Annotated in this window: 10 protein-coding genes, 1 tRNA gene and 1 pseudogene; 10 read left to right on the forward strand and 2 right to left on the reverse strand. The window is 71.3% G+C overall.

What is annotated here, in order from left to right; all coding sequences use genetic code 11:
- The 7 genes and pseudogenes from NON00_RS02010 to NON00_RS02040 form a co-directional block, all read left to right on the forward strand.
- Window positions 1–361 (forward strand): annotated as a pseudogene (locus tag NON00_RS02010) (cysteine desulfurase); the annotation flags it as partial.
- A gap of 238 nt (window positions 362–599) precedes the next feature.
- Window positions 600–1,892 carry an ArgE/DapE family deacylase gene (locus NON00_RS02015; RefSeq protein ID WP_256017158.1) on the forward strand — a complete coding sequence of 431 codons (1,293 nt, stop codon included), beginning with the start codon at window positions 600–602 and terminating at the stop codon, window positions 1,890–1,892.
- A 102-nt stretch (window positions 1,893–1,994) separates the two neighbouring features.
- Window positions 1,995–3,182: a cysteine desulfurase family protein gene (locus NON00_RS02020; RefSeq protein ID WP_256017161.1), complete on the forward strand. Its 1,188-nt coding sequence runs from the start codon at window positions 1,995–1,997 to the stop codon at window positions 3,180–3,182.
- 8 nt (window positions 3,183–3,190) lie between these two features.
- Window positions 3,191–3,517, forward strand: coding sequence for a ferredoxin family 2Fe-2S iron-sulfur cluster binding protein (locus tag NON00_RS02025; protein WP_256017163.1), 327 nt, complete (start codon window positions 3,191–3,193; stop codon window positions 3,515–3,517).
- Window positions 3,518–3,527: 10 nt separating this feature from the next.
- Window positions 3,528–4,217, forward strand: a complete 690-nt coding sequence (locus tag NON00_RS02030) for a TenA family protein (protein WP_256017166.1) — start codon at window positions 3,528–3,530, stop codon at window positions 4,215–4,217.
- A complete protein-coding gene (gene mnmA, locus NON00_RS02035; RefSeq protein ID WP_256017167.1) occupies window positions 4,214–5,320 on the forward strand; it encodes a tRNA 2-thiouridine(34) synthase MnmA in 1,107 nt (368 codons plus the stop codon). Before NON00_RS02030 ends, mnmA begins: the two co-directional genes overlap by 4 nt.
- 31 nt (window positions 5,321–5,351) lie before the next feature.
- Window positions 5,352–5,428 (forward strand) — tRNA-Met (locus NON00_RS02040).
- Window positions 5,429–5,463: 35 nt separating this feature from the next.
- Here NON00_RS02040 and NON00_RS02045 read toward each other — a convergent pair.
- Window positions 5,464–5,808 (reverse strand): DUF6525 family protein, encoded by a 345-nt coding sequence (locus NON00_RS02045; RefSeq protein ID WP_256017170.1) that lies wholly within the window; start codon window positions 5,806–5,808, stop codon window positions 5,464–5,466.
- A 143-nt stretch (window positions 5,809–5,951) separates the two neighbouring features.
- Between NON00_RS02045 and radC the strand changes: the two genes are divergently transcribed.
- The 3 genes from radC (at window position 5,952) to NON00_RS02060 (ending at window position 9,169) form a co-directional block, all read left to right on the forward strand.
- A complete protein-coding gene (radC, locus tag NON00_RS02050) occupies window positions 5,952–6,905 on the forward strand; it encodes a RadC family protein (RefSeq protein WP_370688654.1) in 954 nt (317 codons plus the stop codon).
- Between the two features lie 77 nt (window positions 6,906–6,982).
- Window positions 6,983–7,945: an alpha/beta hydrolase gene (locus tag NON00_RS02055; protein ID WP_256017172.1), complete on the forward strand. Its 963-nt coding sequence runs from the start codon at window positions 6,983–6,985 to the stop codon at window positions 7,943–7,945.
- Window positions 7,946–8,185: 240 nt separating this feature from the next.
- Window positions 8,186–9,169: a RimK family alpha-L-glutamate ligase gene (locus NON00_RS02060; protein WP_256017175.1), complete on the forward strand. Its 984-nt coding sequence runs from the start codon at window positions 8,186–8,188 to the stop codon at window positions 9,167–9,169.
- A 45-nt stretch (window positions 9,170–9,214) separates the two neighbouring features.
- Here the strand turns inward: NON00_RS02060 and NON00_RS02065 are convergent, their stop codons facing one another.
- Window positions 9,215–11,662 carry an EAL domain-containing protein gene (locus NON00_RS02065; RefSeq protein ID WP_256017177.1) on the reverse strand — a complete coding sequence of 816 codons (2,448 nt, stop codon included), beginning with the start codon at window positions 11,660–11,662 and terminating at the stop codon, window positions 9,215–9,217.
- Between the last annotated feature and the right edge of the window lie 350 nt (window positions 11,663–12,012).

A 12,012-nucleotide genomic window follows, 5' to 3' on the forward strand; every position in this document is an offset into this window, starting at 1 on the left:
GGAGGCGGGGGAGGCGGCGCGCCTCGCCGCGCTGCGCGACCGCATCGAGGCCGGGCTGGGCCTCGCCGTGGCGGGGGGCGGCGCGGCGCGCCTGCCCAATACCACCTGCCTCATCCTGCCCGGCGTGGCGGCGGAGACGCAGGTCATCGCGCTCGACCTCGCCGGGGTGCGGGTTTCCGCCGGGGCGGCCTGCTCCTCCGGCAAGGTGGCGGCCAGCGCCGCGCTGCTGGCGATGGGGCTCGGCAAGGCGGCGGGCTGGGCCATCCGCGTCTCGCTGCCCTGGAACGCGCCGGAGGATGCGGCGGAGCGATTCCTGGCCGCGCATGCCGCCATGCGGGAGCGGCTGGCGCGGCGGCGTTGAGGGGGCTTTGCCCCCTCGCCCCCAGCAGGGGACGGGGTCCCCTGCACTCGCCATCTGTGGTCTTCCCTTCCTCCGTATCGCTGGGCGATGGGCCAGGGCTGCGAATCGGCGCGCGGCTGGGGCGGGAAACCCTCTGAAAGCAGGGGGTTCCGGCGCGAGGCGGGGGCGGGTCTGGCCGGGGCTGGGTGCGCTGCTACCGTCACCGGACGCCCCACCGCATCGCCCGCGAGGAAGTTCCATGCCCGATCCCGCTCTCCTGGCCCGGCTGCGCCAGGCCGTGGACGCCAATTTCGCCGACGAGACCGCTTTCCTGTCCGAGCTGGTGCGCTTTCCCAGCCTGCGCGGGCGGGAGGCGCCGGTGCAGGACTGGCTGGCGCGCCATTTCGCGGCGCGCGGCTATGCGGTGGACCGCTTCACCATCGCCGAGACGCCGCTGGCCGCCCATGCCAAGGCCGCGCCGATGGTGGAGGCCGATCCCGCCGCCTCCCTCCAGGTCGTCGCCACCCGCCGCGCCGCCGCGCCCACCGGGCGCAGCCTGATCCTGCAGGGTCATATCGACGTGGTGCCGGAGGGGCCGGTGGAGATGTGGACGCACCCGCCCTATGCCGGGGTGGTGCGGGATGGCTGGCTCTATGGCCGCGGCGCCAATGACATGAAGGCCGGCGTGGCCTGCATGATCTGGGCGATGGAGGCGCTGCGCGCGGCCGGGCTGGAGCCGGCGGCCGATGTCCATCTCCAGACCGTCACCGAGGAGGAGAGCACCGGCAATGGCGCGCTGGCGACGCTGGCGCGCGGCTACCGCGCCGATGCCTGCCTGATCCCGGAGCCGACCGGGCACACCATGACGCGCGCCCATACCGGCACGCTGTGGTTCCGGGTGCGGGTGCGCGGCGTGCCCGTGCATGTGGCGCAGGCGCAGACGGGGACGAATGCCATCCTCTCCGCCCTGCACATCATCCAGGCCTTGCAGCAGCACACCCGGGCGCTGAACGAGGCGGCGAAGTCCGACCGCTGGTATGCCGGCATCCAGGACCCCATCAAGTTCAACCCCGGAATCATCCGCGGCGGCGATTGGGCGAGTTCCACCCCCTCCTGGTGTGAGGTGGATTGCCGCATCGGCCTGCTGCCCAGCACCGAGGTGGCGGATGCCATGGCGGCGGTGGAGCGCTGCATCGCCGAGAGCCGGGCGGGCGATGCCTTCCTGGCCAACAATCCGCCCGAGGTGACGTGGCACGGCTTCCAGGCGGATGGCTTCGTGCAGGAGCCGGGCACGGAGGCGGAGGCGGTTCTGGGGGCCGCCCATGCCGCCGTCTTCGGCGCGCCGATGCAGGAGCGCATCACCACGGCCGTCAACGACACGCGTTATTACGGCCGCTACTTCAACATGCCCGCCCTCTGCTACGGCCCTTCGGGCGAGGGCAATCACGGCTTCGACGAGCGCACCAATCTGGAGAGCCTGCGCCAGACGACGCTGTGCATCGCCGCCTTCATCGCCGACTGGTGCGGCGTGCGCGCCCTGAAAAACGGCTAGCGGGGTCCGGGGTGGCCTTGCCACCCCGGCGGGGTCAGGGGCGGAGCCCCTGGCTTTTCCTCCCCCTTTGCTCTCCCTGATGGCGCACCCCATATTCACGCCATGCGCGCCGCCAATCACCCCATCTACCTCGATAACCACGCCACCACGCCGTTGGATCCGCGCGTGCTGGCGGCCATGCGCCCGTGGTGGGAGGAGAACTTCGCCAATCCGCACAGCGTGGAGCACGCGCTGGGCCGCGCGGCCGAGGAAGCCGTGGAGGCGGCGCGCCGCCATGTCGCCGCGCTGATCGGCGCCGAGGCGCGGGAGATCATTTTCACATCCGGCGCGACCGAGGCGAACAACCTGGCCATCAAGGGCGCCGCGCGCTTCGCCGCCGCGCAGGGCACGGAGCGGCGCCGCGTCATCACCGTGGCGACCGAGCACAAATGCGTGCTGGAGAGCGTGCGCGACCTCGCCGCCGAGGGGTTCGAGCCGGTGATCCTGCCCGTTCGCCCCGATGGCCTGCTGGACCCTGAATTGCTGCGCGAGGCCCTGGCGGTGCCGACGCTGCTGGTCTCGGTGATGGCGGTGAACAACGAGATCGGCGTGGCGCAGGACCTTGCCACCCTGGCCGGGCTGGCCAAGGCGGCGGGCGCCCTGTTCCACAGCGATGCCGCGCAGGGCGCCGGCCGTGTGGCACTGGATGTCGGGGCGGTGCCGGTCGACCTGCTCTCGCTCTCCGGCCACAAGATCTATGGCCCGAAGGGGGTGGGGGCGCTCTATGTCCGGCGCCGGCCACGGGTGCGTCTCGCGCCGCTCTTCTCGGGGGGCGGGCAGGAGCGCGGCCTGCGTTCCGGCACGCTGCCGGCGCCGCTGCTGGTGGGCCTTGGGGAGGCCGCCCGCCTCGCCGCCGCCGAGCGGGAGGCCGATGCCGCGCGCATGGCCGCGCTGCGGGCGCGCTTCCTGGCGGAGATGGACCGGCTGGTCCCCGGCCTTGCTCTGAATGGCGACACCACCCGGCGCGTCGCCGGCAATGTGAACCTGTCCTTCCCCGGCGGGGTTTCGGCGCAGGCCATGCTGGCGGCGCTGCCGGATCTGTGCGTTTCCACCGGCTCCGCCTGTTCCTCGGCGGAGGTGGAGCCTTCCTATGTGCTGCGCGCCCTCGGCCTCAGCGAGGCCCAGGCGCGCGCGACCTTGCGGATCGGCATCGGGCGCTTTACTTCGCCGGGCGATGTGGACCGCGCCGCTGCCCTGCTGGCGCGCGCCTGGACGCATGCCCTTTCCCAAACCCGAGACGCGGCGGAGTAGAGACGGCGATGCCGAAGATGACCTTCATCGAGCGTGATGGGACGCGCCGCGAGGTGGATGCCCCCCTCGGCCTCTCCGTGCTGGAGATCGCCCACAAGCATGGGGTGGATATCGAGGGTGCGTGCGAGGGCAGCCTAGCCTGCTCCACCTGCCACGTCATCATCGACCCCGCGTGGTTCGAGCAGCTCAAGGAGCCGACCGAGGACGAGGAGGACATGCTCGACCTCGCCTTCGACCTGCAGGAGACGTCCCGCCTCGGCTGCCAGATCATCATGAGCGAGGAACTGGACGGCCTCGTGGTGAAGCTGCCCGCCGGCACGCGCAACGCGGGCTGAGGAGAGAGCCATGATGGCGTCCCCCTATGGCATGCCGGGCGGCCTCCTGCACCGGCTGCGCGACGCGGCGGCCGGGCGGTGGGACGCCTATTGCTGGCACCCCTTCGTGCAGGGGCTGGCGGAGGGCACGCTGCCCCTGCCGGCCTTCCGCCGCTATCTGGTGCAGGACTGGCTTTTCCTGATCCAGTTCGCCCGGGCCAAGGCGCTGGCCGCCTTCAAGGCGGAGAGCCTGGAGGCGCTGCGCGGCAAGGCCGGCGCGCTGAACAGCCTGCTGGCCGAGATGAACCTGCACCTGTCCTATTGCCGCGACTGGGGCCTGAGCGAGGCCGATGTCCTGGCCGAGCCGGAGGCGCCGCAGACCGTCGCCTATACCCGCTGGGTGCTGGACCGCGGCATGGCCGGGGATATCCTGGACCTGGAGGTGGCGCTGGCGCCCTGCACCATCGGCTATGGCGAGATCGCGCTGCGCATCCTGGCGCATCCCGGCCGGCGGCGGGGGGGCAACCCTTATGAAAGCTGGATCGCCACCTATGCCGGCGCCGATTACCAGGCCCTGGCCCGCGCGGCGGCGGAGCGGCTGGACGCGCTCGGCCGCAGCCATGGCGGGGAGGCGCGCTTCGCCAGCCTGAGCGCCACCTTCGCCGAGGCCGCGCGGCTGGAGGCGGATTTCTGGCAGATGGGCCTGGACGCCGCCGCATGAGGATCGTGGTCGCCATGTCGGGCGGGGTGGATTCCTCGGTCGTCGCCGGGCTGCTGAAGGAGCAGGGGCACGAGGTGATCGGCGCCACGCTGCAACTCTATGACCACGGCGCCGCCATCGAGAAAAAGGGCGCCTGCTGCGCCGGCCAGGACATCCATGACGCGCGCGACGTGGCCGACCGCCTCGGCATCCCGCATTACGTGCTGGACCGCGAGCGCCGCTTCCGGGATGCGGTGATCGAGGATTTCGCCGAGGCCTATGCCCGTGGCGAGACGCCCATCCCCTGCGTCCGCTGCAACCAGACGGTGAAGTTCCAGGACCTCGTCGAGCTGGCGCGCGACCTCGGCGCCGATGCCCTGGCCACCGGCCACTATGTCCGCCGGACGGAGGGGCCGGAGGGGGCGGAGCTGCACCGGGCCGCCGACCCGGCGCGCGACCAGTCCTATTTCCTCTTCGCCACCACGCGGGCGCAGCTGGAATTCTGCCGCTTCCCCCTCGGCGGCTATGCCTCCAAGGCGGAGGTGCGGGCGGAGGCGGTGCGGCTTGGCCTCGCCGTGGCGGAGAAGCCGGACAGCCAGGACATCTGCTTCGTCCCGCAGGGCAAGTATGCCGATCTCGTGGCGAAGCTGCGGCCCGAGGCGGTGGCGGAAGGCACCATCGAGCATGTCGATGGTCGCGTGCTCGGCACGCATCAGGGCGTCGCGCGCTACACGGTGGGGCAGGGGCGCGGCCTCGGCATGGCCTCGCGCGATGGGGAGGAGCCGCTCTACGTCACGGCGCTGGACCCGGCGCGCCGTCGGGTGGTGGTGGCGCCGCGCGGCGCCCTGGCCTCGCCCGAGGTGCTGGTGGGGGAGGTGAACTGGCTGATCGACCCGCCCGCCGCGCCGCTGGCCTGCATGGTGAAGCTGCGCGCCCGCGAGCAGCCGCAGCCGGCGGTGGCGCATTGGGCGGCCGATACGGGCCTGCTGCGCGTCGTGCTGGAGCAGCCGGCCATTGCCGCGCCCGGCCAGGGCTGCGTCCTCTATGCCGGGGAGCGGGTTCTGGGCGGCGGCTTCATCCGCCGTGCAAAACAGGGAGTTGACAGCGAGGGCCGGGCCGCTTAATTCGCCGCCACCCGATCGGGACGCCTGATGAGGCGGCGTAGCTCAGCTGGTTAGAGCACGGCACTCATAATGCCGGGGTCAGCGGTTCAAGTCCGCTCGCCGCTACCAAACAGGGCCCGCGAGGGTTGGGAAAAGGCAGGCCATCAGGGCCTGCCTTTTTTCGTTGCGGCCACCCGCAGCGTCGTGGCCGCCGCCGCGACATGCGGCAGAGGCCGGCCATGCCGGGCGCGGTAGGCCGCATCGAAATCGGCGCGTTCCCGTGCCTCGCACTCATCCAGGTAGCGCAGCAGGCGGCGGGTGGCGCGCTCCGTGCTGGCCAGCTGCCGGCGGAAATGCCGCCACAGCGCCAGCGCATTCACCGCCCAGGCGTCATAAGCGTGCTCCTGCAGGCGCTTGCGGACCGGGGCGGGCAGGGCGTCGAAGCTCTCCCACTCATCCCCTTGAAGGCGGCGCCAGAGCTGGTCGCGGAGCGTGATGTCGTTGGTCATGGCTCGTGATAGAAACGTTATAACGTTCTCATACCCTGGGCTGGGCGCGAGAAAACTCACGAAACCGTGATAATTGGCTTGATGATCCTAAAAGTTGAAAAGAGAATGGGTTCAGGCAGAACGCTAAGATCACAGGAGGTCCCATGTGGCTTGATCGGATCTTCCGCCGCAGTGAGGCGGCGCCGCCGCGCTACGCTCCTGTTCCCGTGGGCGTGGCCCGGCCGGGCTTTTCCGAGGATCTCAGCGCGCTGGGCTTTGGCCGGGCACCGCGTGGCCTGGAGTTGCCGCCTGTGGCCAGCCCCGCCGCGCCACCCGCCCGGCGCCGTGGCCGCCCGCCTGCCGCGGCCACCGCCGCCGCCATGGCCACCCCGGCAACCCCTCCCGCCCTGGCCACGCCAGAGGAAGCGGCGGTGCTGCCCTTCCCCAGCACCGGGCCGCATGGCCATCGCGGCCGGATGCGCGGCAAGCTGCTGGAGCGTGGCCCGGGTGCCCTGGCGGATTACGAGGTGCTGGAAATGCTCCTCTTCCTCGCCTTCAAGACGGGGGATACCAAGCCGCTCGCGAAGGCCCTGATCAACCGCTATGGCAGCTTCGCCGGGGTGCTCGCGGCCCCCCAGCAGGACCTGCTGGAAACGCCGGGCCTGGGCGAGCACAGCGTCTCGGCCATCAAGCTGGTGCAGGATGCGGCGCTGCGCCTGGCCAAGGCCGAACTGGCCGAGCGCCCCGTCCTCAACAACTGGGACCGCCTGCTGGACTATCTGAACGCCGTCCTCGCGCGGGAGAAGATCGAGCAGTTCCGCGTTCTCTTCCTGGACAGCAAGAACCGCCTCCTGGCGGATGAGGCGCAGGCGCGGGGCACGGTGAACCACACGCCCGTCTACCCGCGGGAGGTGGTTCGCCGCGCCCTGGAACTGCATGCCACGGCGCTGATCCTGGTGCACAACCACCCGAGCGGCGACCCCACGCCGAGCCGCGCCGATATCGAGATGACCGCCGAGATCCGCCGCGCCGGGGAGGTGCTCGCCATCGTGGTGCATGACCACCTGATCATCGGCAATGGCCGGCACTTTTCCTTCCGGCGGGAGCGCATGCTCTGAGGGAAGCGGGGCGGGAGGGGCTTGCCGCCGGCCAGGGGTAGGGCTCTGCTGGCGCTGCCCGCCTGGAGGCCCCCCGCATGACCCTGTTCCGCCCTGCCTGGAGCCGGCGCGCCACCCTGGAGGCGGCTGCGCTCGCCCTGGCCCGGCCCGCCGCCGCCGATGACGGCGCCGCCCGGCTCGCCGCCGGCCTGTCCGCCCCTGGCCGCGCGGCCATTCCCCTCGACGATGTCGCCGGGGCGCTGACGCTGTACAGCTACCGCGCCGCCGCCTATCGCCCCGGTGGCCGCGTGGTGGTGGTGCTGCATGGCATGAACCGCAATGGCGACGCCTATCGCGATTTCTGGGTGGAGGCCGCGGAGCGCCATGGCCTGCTGGTGCTCGCGCCCTGTTTTTCCTCTGCCGCCTATCCCGGTGCGGCGGCCTACAACAACGGCCATCTGCGCGATGCGGCGGGGCAGCTGCGCCCCGCCGCGGCCTGGAGCTATGCGGTGCCGGCGCGCCTGCTGGCCTTGCTGCGGCAGGCGGGGGTGGTGGATGGCGCCCCCGCCTGGCTGTTCGGCCATTCGGCGGGTGGCCAGTTCGCGCACCGCCTGGCCTCGACGCAGGACCTCACGCCTTTCCGGGCGATCGCGGCGGCCAATCCGGGATGGTACAGCCTGCCGCGCCTCGACCTGCCCTTTCCGGCGGGGCTGGGCGGCATTGGCCTGGACGAGGCGGCGCTGGCCCGCCTGCTGGCCTTCCCGCTGCTGATCCTGGCCGGGGAGCAGGACCGGCAGAGCGCCAGCCCCAGCCTGCCCCGGCATGATGCGGCGCTGGCGCAGGGGCCCAACCGCTTCAGCCGCGCCCAGACCTATCTGGAGGCCGGCCGGGCGGAGGCGGCGCGGCGTGGCCTGCCCTTCGGCTGGTCGCTCATTCCGGTGCCCCATATCGGGCATGATGGCGCGGCCATGTCGCGCGTGGCCGCCAGCCTGTGGTTCGAGGGGCGCCTGCCGGCCGAGGATCTGCTGCGCGGCTGGGGGCATGCTGGCCAGAGGCCATGAAGATGTTCTTTTTTATAAAAAAGAACCAAAAAATTTTTTCAGTTTTGCGTCGCGCTTCCGGGCATGGCGCGGGCCGCGTCTGGAAGAAGTCTTTTTGCTTCTTTTTCTTCAGAAAAAGAAGACGGCTTTCTGGGGTGATCGGCGGTCCTGCCGGCTTCGGAATGGAGCCTTGCACGTGGTTTGACATATCCCACATCCATGATGTGTATATGCCGGAAATCCTTCGGAGCGCGTCGAGGCATGAGCAAGATCCACGTTATTCACGAAAATCCCGTCTGGCTGCCGCCGCTGGCCCAGGCCTTTGACCGGATCGGCCTGCCCTGGGCGGAGATGGATCTCTCGCGCGGCAGCTTCGACCTGTCGCAGCCGCCGCCGGAGGGCGTGTTCTACAACCGGATGAGCGCCTCCTCCCACACGCGCGGCCACCGCTACGCCGCCGAGCTGACGGCGGGCGTGCTGGCCTGGCTCACGCGCCACGGCCGCCGCGTGGTGAATGGCCCCGCCGCGCTGGATCTGGAGATCAGCAAGGTGCGCCAGTATGCCGCGCTGGAAAGCGCGGGTCTGGTGATTCCACGCACTGTCATGGTGCAGGATGACAGCGCCGCGCTTCTCGCCGCCGCGCGCCGCCATTTCGCCCCCGGCCCGCTGATCCTGAAGCCGAACCGGGGCGGCAAGGGGCTGGGCGTGCGGCTCTTCGCCTCGGTGGAGGCGCTGGAGGCGCATCTGGAGCAGGCCCCGGCCGAGGAAGCCCCGGTGGATGGCATCTGGCTGCTGCAGGATTATATCCGCGCCGATCGCCCGGTGATCACCCGCGCCGAATTCGTCGGCGGCCGCTTCGTCTATGCCGTGGAGGTCGATACCACCGCCGGCTTCGAGCTCTGCCCGGCCGAGGCCTGCGCGGTGGGGGATGCCTTCTGCCCAGTGGGGGCGCAGCCGGCGCCGCCGCCCGCGCCGCGCTTCCGCGTGCTGCCGCAGGGCATCGAGCCGGGGCTGCGCAGCCGGCTGGAGGGCTTCCTGCTGCGCGCCGGCATCGACGTGGCCGGCATCGAGTTCATCCGTGACGCGGCAGGCCAGCCGCTGGTCTATGACGTGAACACCAACACCAACTACAACCCGGAGGCCGAGGCGGCGGCCGGGCTGGCGGGGACGGACCGCTCGGGCCCCGGTGCGCTGGCGGCCTTCCTGGCGGCGGAACTGGCGCGCGGGCAGCGCCAGGCGGCCTGACGCGAAGAGGGGGCGCCCCGCCCGCCGGGGCGCCCCGCGCGGCCTTCAGCCGGCGGCGAAACCGCCGGCCGTGTCGCCCTCCAGGCAGAGGGCGATGAACTCGTCCGGCGCCATCGGGCGGCCCCAGAGCCAGCCCTGCACCTCGTGGCAGCCGATGCGGCGGGCCTGTTCCAGTTCCACCTCCGTCTCCACACCCTCCGCCACCAGCCGCAGGCCCAGGGCATTGGCCATGGCGCCGATGGCCTGGAGGAAGGCCACGCCCGCCGCGTCCCGCGCCGCGTCGCGGATGAAGATGCGGTCGATCTTCAACTCGTCGATCGGCAGGTTGCGCAGGCGCGAGAGGGAGGAATAGCCCGTCCCGAAATCGTCGATCGCCACGGCGCAGCCCAGGCGCTGCAACTCGCGCAGGTTCTCGTCCAGCAGGCCGGGGCCGCCGATCAGGGCGCTTTCCGTCAGCTCGATGCCGAGGCGGTTGCCCGGCACGCCCTGCCGCGCCAGCCGGGCGGCGATCATGGCCGCCAGGTTCTGCCGGGCCAGCTGCGCGGGGGGGAAGTTCATGGAGAGGCGCTGGCCGGGACGCAGCCGGGCCAGCAGCGGCATGATCTGGTCGAAGACGAATTCCGTCACCGGCTGGATCAGCCCGGTCTCCTCGGCCAGCGGCACGAAGTCGGTGGGCGGGATCAGGCAGCCATCCTCCCGCCGCCAGCGGACCAGGGCCTCGCCGCCGGTCAGGATGCGGTGGTCGGCGGTGAAGCGGGGCTGCACCTCGATGAAGAGGCCGCCCTGGTCCAGCGCCCGGCGCAGCCCCTGGGCGGTGGCGAAACGCCGGGCCGCCGTGGTGCGCATGATGGCGGCGAAACCGCGGATGCTGCCCGGCGCGCGGCGCTTGGCCTCCAGCAGGGCGATCTCGGCGGCTTCCAGCAGCCCGTCCGGCCGGGTGTCGTCCTGCGGCGCCATGGCGATGCCGATGGTGACGGGCGGCAGGCGGAAGCCGCTCTCGCCATGTCCTTCGGGGACGGCGCCCTCGACCGAGACGGCGATGCGCCCGGCCAGGACCTGGGCCGTCTCGGCATCCGCCACCTCGCGCAGCAGGACGGCGAAGCGGTCATTGCCGAAGCGCGCCAGCAGGCTGTCATGCGGCAGCACATCGGCGATGCGGCGGGCGGCGGTGCGCAGCACCCGGTCCCCGGCGGCGAAGCCGATGGTGCCGTTGAGCGCGCTGAAGTCCACGAGGTCCACCAGCAGCAGGGTGCAGCGGGCGCCGGGGCGCTCCAGCAGGCGGCCGAGTTCCTCCTTGAGGCGGCGCTGGTTCGGCAGGCCGGTCAGTTCGTCGTTGAAGGCCAGGCGCTCGATCCGCTGCTGGGCCTCGTGCATGGCGGTGTTGTCGCGCAGCACGCCGATGAAATGGCGCACCCCCTCCAGCTCGACCTCGTTCAGGCTGAAGTGGATGCGCAGGATGCGGCCATCGCGGTGGCGGGCGAAGCTTTCCTGGCCGATGCCGCCCACGGGGGCGGGGCGGACACGCAGATAGCGCTCCAGATAGGGGCCAAGCTCCCCGGCATCGTGGGGGTTGCCGATCTGGGAGACGTGGCGGCCATGCAGTTCGCCGGCGCCCCAGCCGAGGATCTCCACCACCTTGCGGTTGGCGTAGAGGATATGGCCCTGGTTGTCGGCCAGCAGCACGCCCTCGGCGATGTTCTCCACCACGGCGCGGAAGCGGTGCTCGCTTTCCGAGATGCGCTGCATGGCATCCTGGAGCTCGGTGATGTCGCGGCCGATGGAGTGGATCTCGAGCATCCGCCCATGGCTGTCGAAGGCGGCGATCTCCACCCAGTGGCGCCAGCCGCTGCGGCCATCGGGGCGCTGGTAGCGCAGGATGTGGCTGTGCAGCGGCGCGCCGGGCGTCAGGCGGGCGAGGTTGGCCATGACCGGCGCGCGCTCCTCGGGCGGCAGCAGGTCGGCCAGGCGTTGGCCCAGCAGGTGCTGCGGCCCGCGCCCCATGGCGCGGGCATAGGCGGCGTTGACGAAGGTCAGGGTGGTGTCGGGCAGGATGCGGCAGATGATCGCCTCCTGCGCCAGGAAGGCATCGGCGACGAGTTGCCCGCCGGTCTGGTGGGCGATGCGGCGGCGGGCCATCTCGCCCGGGTCGATGCCATAGCCGACCAGATGGCGGGTGGCGCCGCTGTCGTCGGGGATGGGGATCAGCGCCATGTCCCAGTCGCGCGGGCCGGCCTCGTGCGGCAGGCAGGCGGTGAGGTCCACCACCTGCCGCCCGTCCCAGGCGGCGAGAAGCTGGGCGTTGAGCTGCCGCGCCAGATCGGGCGGGAACAGCTCTTCCGGGCTGCGGCCCACCAGGTCTTCCAGCGGCCGGCCCGCCGCCAGGGCCAGGGCCGGGTTGATGAGGGTGAAGCGGAACGCCCCTTCGAACCGTCCGGCCAGGAAGGCAGGCAGGGGACAGCGCGTCAGGAAATGATGGAGGTCCCCCAGGGACATAGCGATGCGCCACCCATTCGAACTGCACGGCCCCGCAGCGAGAGGCGGCGGCGCTCTCCCGGCCGCGCGGCGCGCGGGCCAGGAACGCCGACCGCCATCGGGGTCTGTCTCTATTCTCTCAAATTTTTATTAGGTTTTGCAAGGAAGCGAGGCATTGCACGGGGATTTTGCGCATCACGGTTGAGAGGGTTTTTTCAGGTTTTATTTAAAATCAAAATCTTGAATGGGTTTTTGAAGGGCGGGCGGGCCGTGCTGCCCCAGGGCCACGTGCATCAGCGCAATCAACCTCCGGTTGGGTGGCGCGCGATGCCGCGCGCCTTCCTGCTGGCGGGCACGCCGCTGGTCTACCG

The sequence above is a fragment of the Roseomonas sp. GC11 genome, assembly GCF_024437745.1.
In the GTDB taxonomy this organism is placed as follows: domain Bacteria; phylum Pseudomonadota; class Alphaproteobacteria; order Acetobacterales; family Acetobacteraceae; genus Pseudoroseomonas.

Excerpts from the sequence above, each read along its gene's own strand:
- NON00_RS02060 (WP_256017175.1), top strand. The coding sequence starts at position 8,186 with ATGAGCAAGATCCACGTTATTCACGAAAATCCCGTCTGGCTGCCGCCG.
- NON00_RS02025 (WP_256017163.1), top strand. The coding sequence starts at position 3,191 with ATGCCGAAGATGACCTTCATCGAGCGTGATGGGACGCGCCGCGAGGTG.
- NON00_RS02065 (WP_256017177.1), bottom strand. The coding sequence starts at position 11,662 with ATGTCCCTGGGGGACCTCCATCATTTCCTGACGCGCTGTCCCCTGCCT.
- NON00_RS02030 (WP_256017166.1), top strand. The coding sequence starts at position 3,528 with ATGATGGCGTCCCCCTATGGCATGCCGGGCGGCCTCCTGCACCGGCTG.
- NON00_RS02020 (WP_256017161.1), top strand. The coding sequence starts at position 1,995 with ATGCGCGCCGCCAATCACCCCATCTACCTCGATAACCACGCCACCACG.
- NON00_RS02015 (WP_256017158.1), top strand. The coding sequence starts at position 600 with ATGCCCGATCCCGCTCTCCTGGCCCGGCTGCGCCAGGCCGTGGACGCC.
- NON00_RS02055 (WP_256017172.1), top strand. The coding sequence starts at position 6,983 with ATGACCCTGTTCCGCCCTGCCTGGAGCCGGCGCGCCACCCTGGAGGCG.
- radC (WP_370688654.1), top strand. The coding sequence starts at position 5,952 with ATGTGGCTTGATCGGATCTTCCGCCGCAGTGAGGCGGCGCCGCCGCGC.
- mnmA (WP_256017167.1), top strand. The coding sequence starts at position 4,214 with ATGAGGATCGTGGTCGCCATGTCGGGCGGGGTGGATTCCTCGGTCGTC.
- NON00_RS02045 (WP_256017170.1), bottom strand. The coding sequence starts at position 5,808 with ATGACCAACGACATCACGCTCCGCGACCAGCTCTGGCGCCGCCTTCAA.